Below are 18,582 nucleotides of genomic sequence, written 5' to 3'. Positions count from 1 at the left end.
CGGCGGCACGGGCCCCCGGAAGGCGGAATTCACATTCCAAGTCCTGGAGGAATCATGTCCGTTGCGCAGAACACCGGCATCCGCAAGGCCGCCCGCCAGCTCATCGTCGCGATCGTGGCCTGTACGGCCGTCGCCGCCGGCGCCGCTGTCGCCGTCTCCCCCGACAGCGCCCCGGTCACCCCCCACACCATCGCCGGTGTCGCCGACGACAACGGCTGGCCGGTCCCGCCGGTCAACCCGACCCCCAGCCCCACCAACTGAATCCGTTACCAGGGATATTCGACCGGCAATCCCCCCGGGCAGTCCCCCACCGTGAGGCCCCGCAATCGCTGCCACGATTGTGGGGCCTTCCGCATTTCCCCGGCGCTTCGCGGAAAACGTCAGTCCAGCCAGCCGAGCCGCACCGCACGCGCCCCCGCCTCGAAACGGCTCGTCGCCCCCAGCTCCTGCATCAGCTCCGAGATCATCCGGCTGACCGTCCGCAGCGACACCCCGAGCGTCCGCGCGATCCGCTCGTCCTTCATCCCCGAGGCCAGCATGTGCAGCGCGGCCCGCTGCTGCTCGGAGAGCCCGTCACCGCCCGCCTCCGCCGCCGTCTCGTTCCCGTACGGGGTCGCCGTGTGCCAGCAGTGCTCGTACAGGCTCAGATACGGCCGCACCAGGGCGCTGCCCCGCGCCAGGATCGCGCCCTCGCCCGGCTCCTCCGGCCGGATCGGCACCAGCGCGAACTGCTGGTCGGCGATGATCAGGTTCATCGGCACCACCGGCGCGAGCCGGATCTCCACCCCGAGCTCCGCCCGCTGCCCGAGGAACTTCTCCATCTGCGGGTCCGTGGCCTCCTGCCGCCCGTAGATGGCGCGCACCCGCACCCCGTTCGCGAGCTGCCGCCGGTCGCGGTCGAGCATCAGCTCCGGGTTCTGCCGGCCCGGCGTCCCCGGGTGCAGCGAGGCCGAACTCTCCTGCATCACATCGGTGATGTCCTCGATGGCCTGCTGGATCCTGCGGTAGTCGGTCAGCGCCTCGACGTGCGCCTCCGCCCGGGCCAGCGCCTCCGCCCGCAGGTACGAGCCCGCCAGGACCTCCAGCGTGCTGTACGCCTCGTCCGCCTCGGCCAGGTGCTCCCGCAGCCGCTCCCGCTCCCGCTCCAGGAGCCGGAGCAGCGCGATCTCCGGATCGATCACCGCCACCGTGTCCGACTCGGACCGCCAGCTGCCGTTCTGCACGGCGTCGATGGTGGCGTGCACCTGCCCCGTGGGCACGATGAGGCCCAGGGAGAGCAGTTCGCGACGACATCGCTCGTACTCCTCCGGCGCGAGCCCGAGTTCCCTGCCGACCTCCTCGAAGTCCGAGACGCCCCGGCGGCGCAGCTCCTGGTACACGGCAAGCAGGACGCCGGTCGTGCCGTCCCCGATGCCGTCGCCCGCGGTGACCATGGCGAAGTGACCCCCTCATTCTCCGAGTCGCCCCGCCCTCGCCTGTCACACGGCGCGGCGGGAGTCCGTCCTGCGCTTCCTCCGGCCGGCACGGCCACCACTGGCCGTGCGCGTCCTCCATGACATCCGAACTCCTCGTACTAGGCCACGGGTTCCGGCCCCTCGCCGTCGAGCAGTCCGAGACGGGCCGCCTTGACGCCGGCCTCGAAGCGGCTCGCCGCCCCCAGCTCCTGCATGACCTCGGAGAGCAGCCGGCTCACCGTCCGCAGCGAGACGCCGAGGCTGCGCGCGATCTGCTCGTCCTTGATGCCGGACGCGAGCATGTGCAGGGCCGCCCGCTGCTGGTCGGAGAGGCCGTCGCCGCCGCGCTCCCCGGGCTCCTCGCCGTACCGGGAGGCCGCCTGCCAGCAGTACTCGTACAGCGCGAGGTACGAGCGGACAAGGCCGGGGCCGCGGGCCAGGATGGTCGGCGAGTCCGGGTCGTGCGGGTCCGTCGGCAGCAGGGCGAAGTTCTCGTCGGCGAGGACCATGTTCATCGGGACGACGGGGGAGAGGCGCAGCTCCACGCCGAGCGCCGCCCGGTCCTCCAGGTGCTGGGTCATCTCGGGCACGGTCCCGACCCGGCGGCTGTACATGGCGCGGACCCGCACCCCGCGGGCGGCCCGGGAGCGGTCCCGCTCCAGCTCGGCGGCCATGTCCTCGCGCCGTACGGAGCCGGTGTGCATGACGTGGACGGCGGTCCGCACGGATTCCGTCAGGTCCGACAGCTCGCGCAGCACCCGCTGCGGGTCGGTGACGATCTCGACCTCGACCTCGGAGCGGGGCGCGGCCCCGGCCCGCAGGAACGGTCCGGCGAGGGCTTCGAGGGCGGTGTGCGCGCGGCTGGTCGCGGCGAGGCGGTCCTGGAGCCGGTCGCGCTCCCGGCGCAGCAGCCGCAGCAGGGCGACATCGGGGTCGACGACGGCGTGGGCGCCGGGCTCGGAGGGGTCGGGGAAGGCGGTGAGGCCTAAGGAGACGAGTTCGCAGCGACATCGCTCCCGCTCCTCGGCGGAGAGCTCGAACCGGTCCGCGACCTCGTCGAAGCCGGCCTCGGGGCGGGCGCGTAATGCCTGGTAGACGGCGAGAGCCTGATCGCTCCCCGTCCGGGACACGGCGGCGTTTCTGGACACGGCGCAGCAGACTCCCCTCGGATCCGGTGGACCCTGTTGAATCGCCCCGCTAGACCCTGCCACAAAATCGAACGACACGCACGGAGTTGACCACGGCCCAACTGCCGGGTGCGTACGGCGGTGACTGCGGCTCAGGCGGCGGGGTCGCTCGCCCGGCAGTCGGGGCACAGACCCCTGAAGACGACCTCGGCGTCGTCCACCCGCCACTGCGGCAGCGCGCCGCGGGGCGGCTCGGGCGCGGTCGCGGACACGTTCTCCACGCGGCCGCACCCGGTGCACAGGGCGTGCTGGTGGGGCGGCCCGGAGATCTCGAAGACCGCGGGCAGACCGGGGCGGTCGAACTTGCTGACCAGGCCCGTCTCCTGGAAGTGCCGCAGCATCTCGTACACGGCCTGGCTGGTCAGCGTGCCGAGCCGCTCGCGGGCCGTCGTGGTGATCGCCTCGACGTCCAGATGGCCGCCGGCGGCGAGCACCGTGAGCACCTCCAGGCGCGGGCCCGTGACCCGCAGCCCGACATCGCGCAGGCGCTGGATCACCGCCTCGCGGCCCGTCAGCTCTTCCACGACTGCCATCTTCTCCGCCCGCCACCTGGTCGGCTCAAACTTTTGTGGGCATCGTACCTCTTGCTCGTCAACGTCGGCAGGTCTGTATCGGTCAGTCGTCCGCCCTGCACACGAGGAGCACGGACTCGGTCCTGTCGTCGATGCGGTGCCGCCGGCGGCCCTCGATGTGCAGCCCCGCCGAGTGCAGCTCGGCCGCGAGGCGCTCGGGGTCGACGATCCACTTGTCGGTGGTCAGCACCACCCGCTCCGAGGAGAGCTTGCCGGTCCGCGCCGCGTAGTACGTGATCCGCTCGCTCATCGACGGCAGGTCGAAGACCTGCCGGGCCACCACCCACTCGTCGATCCCGTCGAACCGCGGCACCTGGAAGGCCCAGGTCCGCCGCGGCTCCGCGATCAGGCCCGGCAGCAGGTGCGCGGTGTAGTCGAGGGCGAGGGCCCCGCCCGACTCCAGATGGGCGGCGACCTCGCGCAGCAGCCCCGGCCGGCTGTCCGGCGGGACGGCGGTCACCATGGCGCCCGCGAGCAGCGCGAGCCGGTAGCTGCCTTCGAGCCGCAGCTCGGTCAGGTCGGCGCGGTGGGTGACGACGAGCCCGGCCACCTGCGGGCCGATCCGGCGGGCCCAGCCTTCGAGGCGCTCCAGGGCCGAGGCGTCCCGGTCCACGGCTTCCACGGCGAAGCCGTGCCGGGCGAACGGGACGGTGAGCCGCCCGGCGCCGGAGCCGAGGTCGAGGACGGGTCCGCCGGTGGAGCGGGCGAGGCTGAGGTAGCGGACGATGTCCGCGCTGTGCGGGCCGAGCAGGGCGTCGTGCAGCCAGACCGAGCCCTCGTCGGTGGGGGAGACCGATTCGAGCCCGGGGAGCGTGTCGGCGGTGACCCGGATGCCGGCGCAGGGCGCGGGGTCCTGGTCGAAGCCGTATCGGGACGGCAGGACCGGAGCGAGCGCTGCGGGCACGACGGGCAGGGAAGTGCCGCTCGGTGTGTGCATCGCTCCTCCAGGGGCTCGCTCGGTCCATGCCGTCCGGGCGAGGTACCCGTGCCGCCGGGCCCGCGCCGCTGAACCCATCCTGACCTGGGGAGCGAATCCCGATCCACCGGATCGGGCTGCGTGAACACGCGATGGCGTGGATCTGCCACGCCCCCCATGGGCCTGTGAGCGCCCCGGAGGCGAACCGAGCCTTCACACGAGGGGCCGGCTCCAGCGGGTCGGGGCGAGGGCCGCGAAGCCGAGGTGGGCGTAGAAGGGGAGCGCCGGGTCGGCGGCCGCCGGGAGTTCCACGCGCTGCTCCCGCGCGCCGTAGCCGCGCATCCGCTCGGTCGCGGCGGCGAGCAGGGCCGTACCGACGCCGGCGCGACGCGAGCCGGGCTCCACCGCCAGGGCGTACACCTCTCCCTCACCCGGGACCGGGACGCCGCCCGCGGCCACGCCGACGACCGCGCCCTCCCGGTCCGTGGCGACCAGCCAGCCGAGCCATCCGGGGGCACCCCCCGGAATTTCAATTTCCGCGCGTATGCGGGGGAGTGCGCATTGGGCGGAGATCAGCCGCCGCATCGGGATTTCGTCCAGTATTCCGGCGTAGCTGCTCCGGATGATGTCGGCAAGCAGTCTGGATATCGTGGTCGCGTCGCCGGCCGCTGCCGTACGAACGCCGGCGAGCTGCATTGGTTGTGCACCCTTCGACGTGCCGAGTCCGAGCCCCAACGTACCCACAATAGCGGCGTATTCCGTGGTCTGTGACCGATGCGAAATCTACGAATTCGCTTAGTAAATAGCGGTGTTCGCGGATTACTGGGGGAACGAGCAGCAGGCGATCACCAGCGGCGCCATCGAGAGTCCCCCCGCCGCGATCGTCAACAGCCCGTACAGCACGGGGTGTCCGGCGCTGTGCGGGGTGAGGATGCGCCGCATCCGCAGCGCCGCCGAGGGCCCGCCCGCGCCGAACGCCGACCGCGGCGCCCGCCCCGAGGCCAGCGCGTACAGCGCCGTCGCGAGGGCGTCCCGCGTGCACCGGCGCAACGCCCGGTCGTCCGCGGTCATTTCGAGCAGCAGCGGTACGGCGCTCCCGCCGTGCCGCGCGAGCGGGAGGTGCGGGAAGACGGCCGCGAAGGCCTCCGCCGCCGCGACCAGGAGGTGGTGCCGCCCCGAGATGTGCGCCCGCTCGTGCGCGAGGGCCGCCCCGAGCTGGGCCGGGGTCAGGGTGTCCACCGCGCCCGAGGAGACGACGACCCGGCGCGAGCGGCCCGGCAGGCAGTAGACGGCGGGCCGCTCGTCGTCGAGGACGGTGGCCCGCAGCGTCGCGTCGTACCGCCCGACGAGCCGCAGCACGCCCGCGTGCCGCGTCCGCATCCGCCGGGCCCGGGCGAGCCGGCGCACGAACGCGGCGGTGGGCACCGAGAGGACGAGCAGCGAGAGGGAGAACGCGAACCGCTCGCGCCCGTCGAGGTGCAGGAGCTGGTCGAGCGTGGGCGGCCGGAACGTGAACATCATGTCGCTCAGGCGGTGGCTCGCGGCGCCCGTCAGGACCAGCTGGGCGGGCAGCAGCGCGGCCCCGGCCGCGAAGCCGGCGCCGCACGCGGCCCAGACGCCGAGCGCGAGCCGCGGCACCTGCTGGGGCCAGCGGGCCCGGGCGAGGAGCCAGGGCACGAGGACGCCCGTGACGAGCACGAGCCCGAGCGGGATGAGGAGGTGGTGGTTCACGCGGGACCTCCGGCCGGCGCGTCGGGGTCCGGGACGTGGGGCCCCCGGCCGCGCCCGGCGCCGAACGTCTGCTCGTCCTGGTCGCCCCGCGCCGCGCGCAGGGCCGCGTCCAGGGCGGCCATGTCCTCGTCCGAGATGACCTCGACGAAGCGGAGGAGGGCGGCCGGGCGGTCCTGGCTGTCGCCGAGGGCGTCCCGCATCAGGCCCGCCGTGTACTCCTCGCGGCTGCGGACCGGCTCGTACAGCCAGGCCCGTCCGGACTTCTCGCGGCGGAGCCAGCCCTTGCGGTGCAGGATGTCCGCCACCGTCATCACCGTCGTGTAGGCGACCCGGCGTCCCCGATTGATGTCGTCGACGATCTCGCGGACCGTGGCGGGCCGCTGCCACGCCCACAGCCGGTCCATGATCTCGGCCTCCAGCTCTCCCAGCCGGCGCACGTGCATCCCCTCACCCTCCCCTTGCGGGCGGCTCATCGTACGGGCCGTTCCCCCCGCCCAGGTATACCCCCCAGGGGTACAGTTGCAGGATGTCGACCCTCATGAAGAACCGCCCTTGCGCGAAGGTCTGCGACTCCGGTCTTCCCGGTTCGGTGGAGCTGGTGCTCCTCCGACAGCTGCTCGGCCTCTGTCTCCGACTGAGTCTCACGCTGTCCGCCGACTGCCCTTCACGCAAGGGCGGTTGATGTCCTTCTGACCGTCCGTCCGAGTATCCGTCCGAATATCCGTCCGGATGTCCTCCGCGCGTCCGGACGGATGTCCGTCACGTCCGGATCAGCCGGGCGATGGCCTTCGACGCCTCGCCCACCTTCACCTTCGCCTGGTCCCCGCCCTGGGCGATGGCCTCCGTGACGCAGCAGCTCAGGTGCTCGTCCAGGAGGGCCACCGCGCAGGACTGGAGGGCCGCGTTGATGGCGGAGACCTGGGTGAGGACGTCGATGCAGTAGACGTCCTCGTCCACCATTCGCTGCACCCCCCTGACCTGGCCCTCGATGCGCCTCAGCCGTCTGATGATGTCTTCCTTGTGCTGTCCGTAACCGGCCACGACGGGCTCCTAGGAGATCAGGGATTCAGATCAGGGATTCAGATCCGGGATTCACAGGGCGGGAGGGGCGGGGAGTGTCAGCGGTCGATCGGCTGGAAGCCCCGCAGGCGGAGGCTGTTGCCGACCACGAAGACCGAGGAGAAGGCCATGGCCGCGCCCGCGATCATCGGGTTGAGCAGTCCGGCCGCGGCGAGCGGCAGGGCGGCCACGTTGTAGGCGAAGGCCCAGAAGAGGTTCGAGCGGATGGTGCCGAGCGTCTTGCGGGAGAGCCGGATCGCGTCGGCCGCGGACCGCAGGTCTCCCCGTACGAGGGTCAGGTCGCCGGCCTCGATGGCGGCGTCCGTACCGGTGCCCATCGCCAGACCCAGGTCGGCCTGGGCGAGCGCGGCGGCGTCGTTCACGCCGTCGCCGACCATGGCGACCGAACGGCCCTCGCCCTGAAGGCGCTTGACGACGTCCACCTTGTCCTGCGGCATGACCTCCGCGATGACCTCGTCGATGCCGACCTCGGCGGCGACGGCCTCGGCGACCGCCTTGTTGTCACCGGTGAGCAGGATCGGGGTCAGACCCAGCGCGCGGAGCCGCTTGATGGCCTCGGCGCTGGTCTCCTTGACGGCGTCGGCGACCTCCAGGACCGCGCGGGCCTCCCCGTCCCAGGCGACCGCGATGGCCGTCTTGCCGGCCCTCTCGGCCTCTTCCTTCGCGGACTTGAGCGCGGCGGGCAGGGCCATGGCCCACTCGTCGAGCAGCTTCTCGCGGCCTACCAGGACGGCGTGGCCCTCGACGACGCCCTGGACGCCGAGTCCGGGGATGTTGGCGAAGTCCTCGGGGGTGGGCAGGGTGCCGACCTTGGCGGCGGCGTCGGTGGCGACGGCCTGGGCGATCGGGTGCTCGGAGGAGTGCTCCAGGGCGCCGGCCAGGCGCAGCACGTCGGTCTCGTCGACGCCCTCGGCGGTGTGGACCTTGATGAGGGTCATGCGGCCGGTGGTGACGGTGCCGGTCTTGTCCAGGACGATCGTGTCGACCTTGCGGGTGGTCTCCAGGACCTCGGGCCCCTTGATCAGGATGCCGAGCTGGGCGCCGCGGCCCGTACCGACCATGAGGGCGGTCGGGGTGGCCAGGCCGAGGGCGCACGGGCAGGCGATGATCAGGACGGCGACGGCGGCGGTGAAGGCGGCGGTCAGGCCCTGGCCGGTGCCGAGCCAGAAGCCGAGGGTGCCGAGCGCGAGGGCGATGACGATCGGCACGAAGACGGCCGAGATCTTGTCGGCGAGGCGCTGGGCGGCGGCCTTGCCGTTCTGCGCGTCCTCGACGAGCTTCGCCATGCGGGCGAGCTGGGTGTCGGAGCCGACGCGGGTGGCCTCGACGACCAGGCGGCCGCCGGCGTTCAGGGTGGCGCCGGTGACGGAGTCGCCGACGGAGACCTCGACGGGCACGGACTCGCCGGTCAGCATGGAGGCGTCGACGGCGGACGAGCCCTCGACGACGGTGCCGTCGGTGGCGATCTTCTCGCCCGGGCGGACCAGGAAGCGGTCCCCGACCTGGAGTTCGGCGGTCGGTACGGTGACCTCTCGGCCGTTCTTGAGGACGGTGACTTCCTTCGCGCCGAGCTGCATCAGCGCCTTGAGCGCGGCGCCCGCCTTGCGCTTCGAGCGGGCCTCGAAGTACCGGCCGGCCAGGATGAAGGCGGTGACGCCGGCCGCGGCCTCCAGGTAGATGTTCCCGGCGCCGTCGGTGCGGGCGATCGTGAACTCGAAGGGGTGCGTCATGCCGGGCGTACCGGCGGTGCCGAAGAACAGCGCCCACAGCGACCAGAGGAACGCGGCGATCGTGCCGACCGAGATCAGGGTGTCCATGGTGGCCGCGCCGTGCTTGGCGTTGGTCCAGGCGGCCTTGTGGAACGGCCAGGCGGCGTAGACGACGACCGGGGCGGCGAGCGTGAGGCTCAGCCACTGCCAGTACTCGATCTGCAGCGCCGGGACCATCGCCATCGCGATGACGGGCACGGCGAGCGTCACGGCGGTGATCAGCCGCTGCCGCAGGGGCCGCAGCTCCTCGTCGGCCTTCTCCTCGTCGGTGGGGCCGCCGCCGGCCTCCTCGGCCTTCGGGGGAGTGGGCTCCTGCGCGGTGTAACCGGTGGCCTCGACGGTGGCGATCAGGTCGGCGACGTCGATGTCGGCGTCGAAGGTGACCTTCGCCTTCTCGGTGGCGTAGTTGACGGTGGCCTCGACCCCGTCCATGCGGTTGAGCTTCTTCTCGATGCGGGCCGCGCACGAGGCGCAGGTCATGCCGCCGATGGCGAGCTCGACCTGGGCGGTGCCCGGAGTGGTCGTGGTCATTTCCTGCTCCTCGGTGTAGCGGGGTTCGGGGGCCGGGGCCCGGGCATGGGGGTCCCCCCTGCTCGAGCGAAGCCGAGAGCTTGGGGGAGGTCGGGCCCCGGCGGCCGGGGTGGTGCGGGCGGTCGTCCGCCTGCCGGGCGGACCGTCGGGTACCGGGACGGGGGACGCCGGTGGGGTGTCGGTCTGCCCGGCGGCGGATCAGGCCCGGCCGGTCAGCTCGTAGCCCGCGTCGTCGACGGCCGCGGTGATCGCGGCGTCGTCGGGCTCGCCGCCGGTGGTCACGGTCACCAGGCCGCCGGCGACGTCGACGTCGACGGAGATGACGCCGTCGAGGGCGCTGACGGACTTGGTGATCGCGCTCTTGCAGTGGCCGCAGGTCATGCCGGAGACGGCGTAGACCGTGACGGTGCTGTCGGCGACCGCGACGGCGGTGGCCTCCGTGGTCGAGCAGCTGTTGTCGGGGGTGCAGCAGGAGCCCATGGCTTCCTCCTCGGTCGGTTCCACTCATCGATACCCTCGGGGGGTATCTGGTTGTGGGTTCATGTATACCCCCCGGTGGTATCCGGCGCAAGTGTGGACCGGACTTGACTTGATACCCCCCAGGGGTATGGTGAGGTGCATCGAACGGTTACCCACGCCGCCCCATACGTACGGGAGAGCAGTCATGAACACCGGAGTGAAGATCACTGCGTTTGCCGCCGCGCTCGCCGCGACCTTCGGGACCGCGTACGGGGTCGGCAAGGGGGTCGGCCCCGTCGACGAGCCGAAGAAGGCGGAGCACGCGGGACACGCGGCGCAGGACCCGCAGAAGGCGTCGGGCCACGAAGGCCACGAGGAGGGCGCTCCTTCCTCGGCCGCGGCCCTCCCGGGCGGCCTCCAGATCTCCCAGGACGGCTACACCCTCGCCCTGGAGACGCCCACCCCCACCGCGGGCCGCAGCACCCTGAAGTTCTCCATCAAGGACGCGACCGGCAAGAAGGTCACCGCCTTCACCACCGAGCACGGCAAGGAACTGCACTTCATCGTCGCCTCGCGCGACCTCAACACCTTCCGCCACCTGCACCCGGTGAAGGCCTCGGACGGCACCTGGTCGGTGGACGCGGACCTGCCGACGGCGGGCGGCTACAAGGCCTTCGCGGACTTCAAGCCGGCGGCGCCGGGCGCCAAGGGCGTCACGCTGGGCGCCGACCTCTCGGTCCCGGGGGCGTACGCGCCGAAGCCGCTGCCCGCGGTGGCCCCGACCGCGACGGTCGACGGCTACCAGGTCCGCCTCGGCGGGGTCCTGGACCCGGGCAAGCCGGGCGAGCTGAAGCTCACCGTCACCAAGGGCGGAAAGCCGGTGACGGACCTGGAGCCGTACCTCGGCGCGTACGGACACCTCGTCGCGCTGCGCGACGGCGACCTCGCCTACCTCCACGTCCACCCGAACGAGGGCGGCCCCGGCCCGGACGTCTCCTTCACGGCGGAGGCGCCCAGCGCGGGCACGTACCGCCTCTTCCTGGACTTCCAGCACGAGGGCAAGGTCCGCACGGCGTCGTTCACGGTGAAGGCGGGCGCGACCGGAAAGGCCGCCGCCGAGCCGACCGGCGCCGCGACGCACGATGCGGGAGGCCACGCGCACGGCTAGTCTGGTCATTGGACTAGACCTGTAGCCGTCATTCATGGAGGAATGGGCTCGATGAGCAACCGTGCTGTCCTTGAGGTGATCGCCCTCGACGAGGAAGACGCGGTCGCCGCCCAGACCGGTGGCGCCGACCGGCTCGAACTCGTCACGGACATGGCGGCGGACGGACTCACCCCGTCCACGGCCACCTTCACCGCCATCCGCCGCGCGGTCGACATCCCGCTCCGCGTGATGCTCCGCCTGGCGGACGGTTTCGCGGCCGGCGACGTCGACGCCCTGGTGGGCCGGGCGGAGGAACTCCGCGCGGCGGGCGCGACGGAGTTCGTCCTGGGCTTCCTCACGGCGGACGGCGAACCGGACCTGGTGGCGGTCGAGCGCCTGATCGCCGTCCTGGACGGCTGTGACTGGACCTTCCACCGGGCGATCGACCGGGCGGCCGACCGCGACGGCCTGCGCAAGCGCCTCGCCGACCTGCCGGGCCTCGACACCTACCTGACGGCGGGCGCGGCGACGGGCGTCGACGACGGCCTCCCGACCCTCCGCGCCGAGGCGGCCCGCGCCGGCGAGCCGGGCTACGAGCCGCAGATCCTGGTGGGCGGCGGCCTCCGCCTCGACCACCTCCCGACCCTCCGAGCGGCCGGCCTCGCCGCCTTCCACATCGGCGGCGCGGCCCGCCCGGGCGGCTGGACGGCCCCGGTCTCGGAGGAGGCGGTACGGGTGTGGCGCGAGGCGGTCGACGCGTAGGCGCGGCGGCGCGTCACCGCTTCGGCGGCCGCTCCCGGTTCCGCCAGGCGGATTCCCAGCGGCGGGTCAGTGACGGGTAGACGACCGTGTGGCGGAACGGGGCGATCAGGGCCATGTAGAGGCGGCCGAGGCGGCCGTTGGGCTTCACCAGGACCGCCATGCGCAGTTCGTGGTCGCCCGTGGGCGTCCGTACCCAACCCAGGTGCATGATCCCGTGGACGGTCGAGTTCGCCAGCTCTCCGGCGCTCTCGTCGTGGAGCTGGTAGAGCGGCGTGAACGGACTGCCGTCGGGGGCGGGAGGCGCCGTCGACGTCAGTTCCTCCGGCATGCGCTCGCGCACCGGCCGGACCCGGGTGCCGAGACCCGCCCGAGGCTTGTCCCAGCCGAGCAGGGCGCCCAGCTTCCAGCGCACCGCGAACAGGAACCGGGTGGCCGGGGACTGCCGGGCGAAGCCGCCGTCCGACAGCATCGCGGCGAGCATCACGGGGAAGTCGTCGGGCCCCGCGCCCGGGGTGCGGAAGGACCAGACGTCCAGGGTCGTGAAGTCGGGGGCGTACGCGTGGATCCGCCAGGGCCGACCGGTGTGTTCGGTGACGGGGAGCTTCATGGCCGCTGCCGCCTTTCCACTTCTCTGCGTTCTATACGCTTGCGTATAACGACGAGGCCGACGATGCCAGACCTGATGTACGGAGGCGTATATTCGGGCGGCGAGTGAGGGAGGACACACCGTGGGCGCTCCGCGTACGCCGCGCGAACGATGGGTGGAGGAGGGGCTCCAGGTCCTTGCCGACAGCGGGCCCGACGCCGTTCGCGTCGAGGCCCTCGCCAAGCGCATCGGCGTCACCAAGGGCGGCTTCTACGGGTACTTCGCCGACCGTGACGCCCTCCTCGCCGCCATGCTCGACACCTGGGAGCGCGAGGCCACCGACCAGGTCGTCGACCGCGTCCGGCATGACGCGGACGCGGACGCGGACGGGGGCGGCGACCCGCGCGCCCTCATCACGCTCGCCGGCATGCTCACCTTCTCCGGCGACCGGCTGCGCCCCATCGACCTCGCCGTCCGCGACTGGGCCCGGCGCGACGAGGACGTCGCCGCCCGCCTGCGCCGCGTCGACAACCGGCGCATGGAGCTGCTCCGCGAGATGATCGGCACCTTCTGCCCCGACCCCGCCGAGGTCGAGGCCCGCTCGCTCATCGCCTTCTGCGTGGCCATCGGCCACCACTTCCTCGCCGCCGACCACCCGGGCCGCACCCGCGCCGAGGTCCTCGCCCGGGCGGGTGATCTGATCCTCGACCGGCCGGCGGGGCCGGAATCCCGTGGCCCGAGGGGTGCGTGATCGCTAGCCTCGCGCACATGACCACCCTCGCCATCGGCACCGACCTCGTCGAGCGGTTGATCGCCGCCCAGTTCCCCCACTGGGCGGGGCTTCCCGTACGGGAGGTGGACTCCGCCGGCACCGACAACGCGATGTTCCGGCTCGGGGACGACTACGCCGTACGGCTGCCGAAAGCCGACTGGGCGGCCGGGCAGGCCGAGAAGGAGCAGTGCTGGCTGCCGCACCTCGCGCCGCACCTGCCGCTGCCCGTACCCGTGCCCGTCGGGCAGGGGGCGCCCGGGGAGGGGTACGGCCAGTCCTGGTCGGTGTTCGCCTGGCTCGACGGCGACGACGCGTACAGCGCACCGATCACCGACCTTCCCCACGCCGCCGTGGAGTTGGGGCGCTTCGTCCGTTCCCTGCGCGCGGTCGACGCGACCGGTGCACCCGCCTCCTCGCGGGGCGGGTCGGTCGCCGACTGGGAGGAGGGCCACATGGTGCCCGCCCTCCGCGAACTCGGGGCCGACGGCACCCTCGACGCCGAGGCCGCCGGCGAGGCCTGGGAATCCGTGCTCCGCCTCCCGGCCTGGCAGGGCGACCCCGCCTGGCTCCACGGCGACCTGCTCCCCGTCAACCTCCTCGCCCGCGACGGCCGTCTGCGCGCGGTCATCGACTTCGGCTGCCTCGGTGCGGGCGACCCGGCCGCCGACCTCACGCCGGCCTGGACCCTGTTCACCCCCGACACCCGCCCCCTCTTCCGCGAGGCCGCCCGGGTCGACGACGCCACCTGGGCGCGCGGCCGCGGCTGGGCCCTGTGCTGGGGCGTGGTGACCGAGCACTACTACCGCGGCAAGAACCCGGTCCTCGCCGACATCGCCCACCGGGCGTGGACCCAGGCGCTCCCCGAATACCCGAACTAGACGGTCGCCACCAGCTCCACCTCGAACCCGTCCTCGTTCTCCAGGTACGCCGCGTAGTGGCCCTCCCCGCCCGCGTACGGGTGGCGGTCGGCGAACAGCAGCCGCCAGCCGTGCGCCGGCGCGTCGGCGGCGAGCCGGTCGACGGCGGACCGGTCGCCCGCGTGGAAGGCGAGGTGATTCAGGCCCGGGCGGAGGCGGTCGTGGCGGCCCGGCACACGGGCCGGGGACTGCTCCACGACCAGGTAGCAGGAGCCGAGCGCCCAGCTGCGGCCGCCCTCCCAGGACTGGAAGGGCGTGTATCCGAGCGCGCCGAGCAGCCAGCCGAGGCTTCGCTCGGCGCGGGGCAGGTCGTCCACCCACAGCTCGACGTGGTGCAGCGCACCCACGGCGGCGGTCACAGCGCGCCCAACTGCTCGGGAACCGGCGCCGAGTGAACGACCGTCAGGCCCGACACCGCACGCGTCAGCGCCACGTACAGCCGCCGCAGGCCCGTGCGTTCGTCCGGTTCGCCGTCGACGACCGCCGCCGGCTCGTCCAGGACCACGTAGTCGTACTCCAGGCCCTTCGCGAGCGAGGCCGGGACCAGCGTGAGCCGGGACTCGGCCGTCGTCTCCTCGCCGGGGGAGAGGTACGCCAGACCCGCCGCCGTCAGCGCCTCCGCGAGCGGCGCGATCCGCGCGTCCGCGGCGATCAGGCCGATCGAGCCCTCGTGGCCCAGCGCCTCCACGCACGCCGCGACGACGTCCTCGTCGAGGGCGTCGCTCGGGCGGACCTCCAGGGAGCCGGGGTTCTCCCGGACCGACTCCACCGCCGCGAGCCCCGGCGACATGTGCGGAAGCAGCCGCGAGGCGTACGCGATGACCTCGCGCGGTACGCGGAAACCGGCGGTCAGCTCCTCCACCAGCGCCTCCGGCTTCCCCAGGTGCGCGAGGGCCTGCGCCCAGCTCTCCGTCGCCCACGGCGTCGTGCCCTGCGCCAGGTCGCCCAGGACCGTCGCCGAGCCGGTCGTGCAGCGGCGGCCCACCGCCCGGTACTGCATGGGGGACAGGTCCTGCGCCTCGTCGAGGACCACGTGGCCGAGCGAGTGCGTCCGCTCGACCAGGTCCTTCGCCTCGTCGATGAGGACGGTGTCGGCCGCCGACCACTTCGCCGTCTTCACGCTCCGCGCCGGCTTCGCCCAGAGCAGCAGCTTCTGCTCGTCCTCGGTGAGCAGCCCCTCGGCGTGCTCGGCGAGGAAGTCGGCGTCGCTCAGCAGCCGCAGGACCAGCTTCGCGGGCTCGACGGGCGGCCAGCACTCCTTCACGACGGCCTTGACCGCCGTGTTGCGCGCGACGGCGTTCTGCACGCGGTCGTCGGGGGCCTCGCCGGCCTCCTCCATGCGGACGAGGACGGCGTGCGCGATGCGCTGCGGGAGGGCCTCGCGGGCGGCGCCGTACCGGATGTCGCGGTCCAGCAACTCCCGTACCATCTGCTCCAGTTCGTACGCCGGGACCCGCCAGCGCCGCGAACCGCGCACCACCATCAGCGACTCCTTCGGCAGCGTCACGTGCGAGCGGACGGCCCGCCGCAGCACCTCCGCCATCCGCGCGTCGCCCTTCACGACCGCCGTCGCCGCCTCGTCCGTGCCCCGCACCTCGACGTGCGCGACGAGGTCGTCGACCGTCGCCTGCTGGACCTCCAGCTCGCCGAGGGCGGGCAGGACCTGCTCGATGTAATGGAGGAAGGAACGGTTCGGCCCGATGACCAGGGTGCCGGTGCGGGCGAGCCGCTCCCGGTGCGCGTACAGCAGGTACGCGACACGGTGCAGGCCGACGGCCGTCTTGCCGGTGCCGGGGCCTCCCTGGACGCACACCGTCCCCGACAGGTCGGAGCGGACGATGCCGTCCTGCTCCGGCTGGATCGTGGCGACGATGTCGCGCATGGGGCCGACGCGGGGCCGCTCGATCTCCGCCTGGAGGAGGCGGCTGGTGTGTTCGAGCTCCTGGGGGTCGGAGAGGTGCTCGTCCTCGTACGCGGTGAGGTCGCCGCCCGTGTAGCCGAAGCGGCGCCGCAGGCCGACGTCCTGCGGGTCCTTCTTCGACGCCTGGTAGTACGGCTGCGAGACCGGCGCACGCCAGTCGATCACCATCGGGTCGCCGTCGGCGTCGTGGACGTGCCGCCGGCCGATGTAGAACCGCTGCCCCTCCTGCGTGGTGTGCAGGTAGTCGAGGCGTCCGAAGAACAGCGGGGTGTCGGCGAGGTCCGCGAGCGCCTTGATCCGGTCCTCGATCTGCCGCCCGAGCACGAGGGAGTTGACCCAGTTCGCGGTGACGTCCTTGATGTCGAGCGCCTCGACGTCCTCGCGCATCGCGCGCAGCGCGGCGCGGGAGGAGGTCAGATGGGCGCGCTCGTGCGCGAGCGGGTCGGATTCGGGCACGGATACGGACACGGTGAAGCCTCCGGGCAGGTGGATACGCGGACACGACGAGGTGGCCGCCGGTTTCCGACCGGGCGGCGGCGCGCTCCACGAGCGGGAGGCGGGGAAGCGGACGAGTCTAACTCCGGGCGGTCGGCCGGGCGAATCCCTTTCCCCTAGGGGGTGGGGTCCATCCGGGGGTGGATCCTGATTCCACCCCCGGGCCGATGTGTTCTGAATGTCCGGATTCCATCATGGAGTCATGAGCGCAACGACCTTCACCCTCGTGACCACCGTCCCCCGCCCCCGAACCCACCTGGGCACGGCCCTCCGAGCGATCCGCGCCTTCGGCGGCGCGGCGGCGTCGGTCGCCCTCCTCGGCGACCACGGGCCGCGGGAGGCAGGCGTGCGGAACCCCCGACCCGAGTACGATCCCGGCCCCGACCGAGTACGGGAGCGCCTGGGCCGGCCGGGCGCGCCCTGATGGGATCGGGGCATGACGACGACGCCGACCCCGCCCGCGACTCCCGTACCGCCGTCGACGCCTGCGACCGACGACTTCGCCCGCACCACCCGGAAGCTGTGCTTCACCGCCCTCGGGGTCGTCGGAGTGGTCCTCCAGCTCATGGACTGAGGACCGTGGGTTACGACTCCATCAGCTCGTCCGCGTCCACGATCCGGTACGCGTAGCCCTGTTCCGCCAGGAAGCGTTGGCGGTGGGCCGCGAAGTCCTGGTCGATCGTGTCGCGGGCGACCACCGAGTAGAAGTGCGCCTGGTGGCCGTCGGCCTTCGGGCGCAGGACCCGGCCGAGGCGCTGGGCCTCCTCCTGGCGGGAGCCGAAGGTGCCGGAGACCTGGATGGCGACCGTCGCCTCCGGCAGGTCGATCGAGAAGTTCGCGACCTTGGACACGACCAGGACGTTGATCTCGCCGTTGCGGAAGGCGTCGAAGAGCCGCTCCCGCTCCTTGTTCGACGTCTCGCCCTTGATGACGGGCGCGTCCAGGTGCTCGCCGAGTTCGTCCAGCTGGTCGATGTACTGCCCGATGACGAGGATCTGCTGCCCGGCGAACTTCTTCACCAGGGCCTCCGTCACCTTCCGCTTCGTCGCCGTCGTCGCGCAGAAGCGGTACTTCTCCTCCGCCTCGGCCGTCGCGTACGCGAGCCGCTCCGAGTCGGTGAGGTTCACGCGGACCTCGACGCAGTCGGCGGGCGCGATGTACCCCTGCGCCTCGATCTCCTTCCACGGCGCGTCGAACCGCTTCGGCCCGATCAGCGAGAAGACGTCCGACTCCCGCCCGTCCTCGCGGACGAGGGTCGCGGTCAGGCCGAGCCGCCGCCGGGCCTGCAGGTCGGCGGTGAACTTGAAGACCGGCGCGGGCAGCAGGTGCACCTCGTCGTAGACGATGAGGCCCCAGTCGCGGGAGTCGAAGAGCTCCAGGTGGGGATAGATCCCCTTCCGCTTGGTCGTGAGCACCTGGTACGTGGCGATGGTGACCGGCCGGATCTCCTTGCGGGTCCCGCTGTACTCGCCGATCTCGTCCTCGGTCAGCGAGGTCCGCTTCACCAGCTCGTGCTTCCACTGGCGCGCGGAGACGGTGTTCGTGACGAGGATCAGCGTCGTCGCCTTCGCCTGGGCCATCGCCCCGGCGCCGACCAGCGTCTTGCCGGCGCCGCAGGGCAGCACGACGACACCGGAACCGCCGTGCCAGAAGCCGTCGACGGCCTGCTTCTGGTACGGGCGCAGCGACCAGCCGTCCTCGGCGAGGTCGATCCGGTGCGCCTCGCCGTCCACGTACCCGGCGAGGTCCTCGGCCGGCCAGCCCAGCTTCAGCAGCGTCTGCTTGATCTGCCCGCGCTCGGAGGGGTGCACGACGACGGTGTCCGGGTCGATCCGCTCCCCGACCAGCGGCTGCACCTTCCGCGACCGCAGGATCTCCTCCAGGACGGGCCGGTCGGTCGTGGTCAGCACGAGCCCGTGCGTGGGGTGCTTGGAGAGCGTCAGCCGGCCGTACCGGGCCATGGTCTCGGCGATGTCGACGAGCAGCGCGTGCGGCACGGGGTAGCGCGAGTACTCGACGAGCGCGTCGACGACCTGCTCGGCGTCGTGTCCGGCGGCCCGCGCGTTCCAGAGCCCCAGCGGCGTCACGCGATAGGTGTGGATGTGCTCCGGCGCCCGCTCCAGCTCCGCGAACGGTGCGATGGCCCGCCGGCACGCCTCCGCGAGCTCGTGGTCGACCTCCAGGAGCAGCGTCTTGTCGCTCTGGACGATGAGTGGCCCATTCACGTGCGATCAGGTCCTTCCCGGGCCGCTCCGGTGACGGCCAATCCTCCAGTCTGCCCGA

The 18,582-nt window shown here is 72.6% G+C and carries 22 protein-coding genes; 8 read left to right on the top strand and 14 right to left on the bottom strand.

Annotation, left to right across the window (positions count from 1 at the left end):
• Positions 1–54: 54 nt before the first annotated feature.
• The gene (locus GGE06_RS35450) at positions 55–261 is read left to right on the top strand and encodes a hypothetical protein (protein ID WP_116159598.1); all 207 of its coding nucleotides are present in this window, start codon (positions 55–57) and stop codon (positions 259–261) included.
• Positions 262–380: 119 nt separating this feature from the next.
• On the opposite strand, the gene GGE06_RS35445 is transcribed toward GGE06_RS35450, so the two are convergent.
• The 7 genes from GGE06_RS35445 to GGE06_RS35415 form a co-directional block, all read right to left on the bottom strand.
• On the bottom strand, positions 381–1,433 hold the full coding sequence (locus GGE06_RS35445) for a helix-turn-helix transcriptional regulator (RefSeq protein ID WP_116159597.1): 1,053 nt from the start codon (positions 1,431–1,433) through the stop codon (positions 381–383).
• A 140-nt stretch (positions 1,434–1,573) separates the two neighbouring features.
• On the bottom strand, positions 1,574–2,602 hold the full coding sequence (locus tag GGE06_RS43890; RefSeq protein WP_116159596.1) for a helix-turn-helix domain-containing protein: 1,029 nt from the start codon (positions 2,600–2,602) through the stop codon (positions 1,574–1,576).
• Between the two features lie 131 nt (positions 2,603–2,733).
• The gene (locus GGE06_RS35435) at positions 2,734–3,174 is read right to left on the bottom strand and encodes a Fur family transcriptional regulator (RefSeq protein WP_221518885.1); all 441 of its coding nucleotides are present in this window, start codon (positions 3,172–3,174) and stop codon (positions 2,734–2,736) included.
• A gap of 82 nt (positions 3,175–3,256) precedes the next feature.
• A complete protein-coding gene (locus GGE06_RS35430; RefSeq protein WP_181924557.1) occupies positions 3,257–4,150 on the bottom strand; it encodes an SAM-dependent methyltransferase in 894 nt (297 codons plus the stop codon).
• A gap of 192 nt (positions 4,151–4,342) precedes the next feature.
• Entirely contained in the window at positions 4,343–4,825 is a 483-nt protein-coding gene (locus GGE06_RS35425) for a GNAT family N-acetyltransferase (protein WP_116159593.1), read from the bottom strand.
• 123 nt (positions 4,826–4,948) lie between these two features.
• Positions 4,949–5,860: a M56 family metallopeptidase gene (locus GGE06_RS43885; RefSeq protein ID WP_116159592.1), complete on the bottom strand. Its 912-nt coding sequence runs from the start codon at positions 5,858–5,860 to the stop codon at positions 4,949–4,951.
• Positions 5,857–6,297: a BlaI/MecI/CopY family transcriptional regulator gene (locus GGE06_RS35415; RefSeq protein ID WP_312883414.1), complete on the bottom strand. Its 441-nt coding sequence runs from the start codon at positions 6,295–6,297 to the stop codon at positions 5,857–5,859. Before GGE06_RS35415 ends, GGE06_RS43885 begins: the two co-directional genes overlap by 4 nt.
• Positions 6,298–6,386: 89 nt before the next feature.
• On the opposite strand from GGE06_RS35415, the gene GGE06_RS35410 reads away from it, so the two are divergent.
• Positions 6,387–6,542, top strand: coding sequence for a hypothetical protein (locus tag GGE06_RS35410; RefSeq protein WP_158718993.1), 156 nt, complete (start codon positions 6,387–6,389; stop codon positions 6,540–6,542).
• A 77-nt stretch (positions 6,543–6,619) separates the two neighbouring features.
• On the opposite strand, the gene GGE06_RS35405 is transcribed toward GGE06_RS35410, so the two are convergent.
• The 3 genes from GGE06_RS35405 to GGE06_RS35395 form a co-directional block, all read right to left on the bottom strand.
• Positions 6,620–6,901 carry a metal-sensitive transcriptional regulator gene (locus GGE06_RS35405; protein ID WP_015035316.1) on the bottom strand — a complete coding sequence of 94 codons (282 nt, stop codon included), beginning with the start codon at positions 6,899–6,901 and terminating at the stop codon, positions 6,620–6,622.
• Positions 6,902–6,978: 77 nt separating this feature from the next.
• Positions 6,979–9,240, bottom strand: coding sequence for a heavy metal translocating P-type ATPase (locus GGE06_RS35400; protein WP_184932712.1), 2,262 nt, complete (start codon positions 9,238–9,240; stop codon positions 6,979–6,981).
• Positions 9,241–9,438: 198 nt separating this feature from the next.
• Positions 9,439–9,720: a heavy-metal-associated domain-containing protein gene (locus GGE06_RS35395; RefSeq protein WP_116159589.1), complete on the bottom strand. Its 282-nt coding sequence runs from the start codon at positions 9,718–9,720 to the stop codon at positions 9,439–9,441.
• 184 nt (positions 9,721–9,904) lie between these two features.
• Between GGE06_RS35395 and GGE06_RS35390 the strand changes: the two genes are divergently transcribed.
• Positions 9,905–10,867: a DUF8832 domain-containing protein gene (locus tag GGE06_RS35390; protein WP_116159588.1), complete on the top strand. Its 963-nt coding sequence runs from the start codon at positions 9,905–9,907 to the stop codon at positions 10,865–10,867.
• 51 nt (positions 10,868–10,918) lie between these two features.
• Entirely contained in the window at positions 10,919–11,608 is a 690-nt protein-coding gene (locus GGE06_RS35385) for a copper homeostasis protein CutC (RefSeq protein WP_116159587.1), read from the top strand.
• A gap of 13 nt (positions 11,609–11,621) precedes the next feature.
• On the opposite strand, the gene GGE06_RS35380 is transcribed toward GGE06_RS35385, so the two are convergent.
• A complete protein-coding gene (locus GGE06_RS35380; RefSeq protein WP_116159586.1) occupies positions 11,622–12,215 on the bottom strand; it encodes a DUF2867 domain-containing protein in 594 nt (197 codons plus the stop codon).
• Positions 12,216–12,336: 121 nt separating this feature from the next.
• Between GGE06_RS35380 and GGE06_RS35375 the strand changes: the two genes are divergently transcribed.
• Together GGE06_RS35375 and GGE06_RS35370 are read left to right on the top strand one after the other, a co-directional pair.
• Positions 12,337–12,945, top strand: coding sequence for a TetR/AcrR family transcriptional regulator (locus tag GGE06_RS35375; protein ID WP_184932711.1), 609 nt, complete (start codon positions 12,337–12,339; stop codon positions 12,943–12,945).
• Positions 12,946–12,962: 17 nt separating this feature from the next.
• A complete protein-coding gene (locus GGE06_RS35370; protein ID WP_184932710.1) occupies positions 12,963–13,844 on the top strand; it encodes an aminoglycoside phosphotransferase family protein in 882 nt (293 codons plus the stop codon).
• Here GGE06_RS35370 and GGE06_RS35365 read toward each other — a convergent pair.
• Together GGE06_RS35365 and GGE06_RS35360 are read right to left on the bottom strand one after the other, a co-directional pair.
• Positions 13,841–14,242 carry a VOC family protein gene (locus GGE06_RS35365; protein WP_116159583.1) on the bottom strand — a complete coding sequence of 134 codons (402 nt, stop codon included), beginning with the start codon at positions 14,240–14,242 and terminating at the stop codon, positions 13,841–13,843. The genes GGE06_RS35370 and GGE06_RS35365 overlap by 4 nt on opposite strands.
• Positions 14,239–16,272: a HelD family protein gene (locus GGE06_RS35360; RefSeq protein WP_376773619.1), complete on the bottom strand. Its 2,034-nt coding sequence runs from the start codon at positions 16,270–16,272 to the stop codon at positions 14,239–14,241. Before GGE06_RS35360 ends, GGE06_RS35365 begins: the two co-directional genes overlap by 4 nt.
• A 229-nt stretch (positions 16,273–16,501) precedes the next feature.
• On the opposite strand from GGE06_RS35360, the gene GGE06_RS35355 reads away from it, so the two are divergent.
• Both GGE06_RS35355 and GGE06_RS35350 read left to right on the top strand, forming a co-directional pair.
• Positions 16,502–16,723 carry a hypothetical protein gene (locus GGE06_RS35355; protein ID WP_116159581.1) on the top strand — a complete coding sequence of 74 codons (222 nt, stop codon included), beginning with the start codon at positions 16,502–16,504 and terminating at the stop codon, positions 16,721–16,723.
• A gap of 12 nt (positions 16,724–16,735) precedes the next feature.
• Positions 16,736–16,873: a hypothetical protein gene (locus GGE06_RS35350; RefSeq protein ID WP_184932709.1), complete on the top strand. Its 138-nt coding sequence runs from the start codon at positions 16,736–16,738 to the stop codon at positions 16,871–16,873.
• Between the two features lie 10 nt (positions 16,874–16,883).
• Here GGE06_RS35350 and GGE06_RS35345 read toward each other — a convergent pair whose 3' ends face one another.
• Entirely contained in the window at positions 16,884–18,524 is a 1,641-nt protein-coding gene (locus GGE06_RS35345; RefSeq protein ID WP_184932708.1) for a DNA repair helicase XPB, read from the bottom strand.
• Positions 18,525–18,582: the final 58 nt, after the last annotated feature.

It is taken from the genome of Streptomyces nymphaeiformis, assembly GCF_014203895.1.
Taxonomy (GTDB): domain Bacteria; phylum Actinomycetota; class Actinomycetes; order Streptomycetales; family Streptomycetaceae; genus Streptomyces; species Streptomyces nymphaeiformis.
Note: the sequence above shows the minus strand (reverse complement) of the source record. Positions and strands in the feature narration are given on the sequence as shown.

Bases quoted from the DNA above. Each gene is read 5' to 3' on its own strand.
- GGE06_RS35380 (WP_116159586.1), bottom strand. From the start codon at position 12,215: ATGAAGCTCCCCGTCACCGAACACACCGGTCGGCCCTGGCGGATCCAC.
- GGE06_RS35385 (WP_116159587.1), top strand. From the start codon at position 10,919: ATGAGCAACCGTGCTGTCCTTGAGGTGATCGCCCTCGACGAGGAAGAC.
- GGE06_RS35350 (WP_184932709.1), top strand. From the start codon at position 16,736: ATGACGACGACGCCGACCCCGCCCGCGACTCCCGTACCGCCGTCGACG.
- GGE06_RS35395 (WP_116159589.1), bottom strand. From the start codon at position 9,720: ATGGGCTCCTGCTGCACCCCCGACAACAGCTGCTCGACCACGGAGGCC.
- GGE06_RS35425 (WP_116159593.1), bottom strand. From the start codon at position 4,825: ATGCAGCTCGCCGGCGTTCGTACGGCAGCGGCCGGCGACGCGACCACG.
- GGE06_RS35450 (WP_116159598.1), top strand. From the start codon at position 55: ATGTCCGTTGCGCAGAACACCGGCATCCGCAAGGCCGCCCGCCAGCTC.
- GGE06_RS35390 (WP_116159588.1), top strand. From the start codon at position 9,905: ATGAACACCGGAGTGAAGATCACTGCGTTTGCCGCCGCGCTCGCCGCG.
- GGE06_RS35410 (WP_158718993.1), top strand. From the start codon at position 6,387: ATGTCGACCCTCATGAAGAACCGCCCTTGCGCGAAGGTCTGCGACTCC.
- GGE06_RS35430 (WP_181924557.1), bottom strand. From the start codon at position 4,150: ATGCACACACCGAGCGGCACTTCCCTGCCCGTCGTGCCCGCAGCGCTC.
- GGE06_RS35400 (WP_184932712.1), bottom strand. From the start codon at position 9,240: ATGACCACGACCACTCCGGGCACCGCCCAGGTCGAGCTCGCCATCGGC.
- GGE06_RS35445 (WP_116159597.1), bottom strand. From the start codon at position 1,433: ATGGTCACCGCGGGCGACGGCATCGGGGACGGCACGACCGGCGTCCTG.
- GGE06_RS35355 (WP_116159581.1), top strand. From the start codon at position 16,502: ATGAGCGCAACGACCTTCACCCTCGTGACCACCGTCCCCCGCCCCCGA.
- GGE06_RS35370 (WP_184932710.1), top strand. From the start codon at position 12,963: ATGACCACCCTCGCCATCGGCACCGACCTCGTCGAGCGGTTGATCGCC.
- GGE06_RS35435 (WP_221518885.1), bottom strand. From the start codon at position 3,174: ATGGCAGTCGTGGAAGAGCTGACGGGCCGCGAGGCGGTGATCCAGCGC.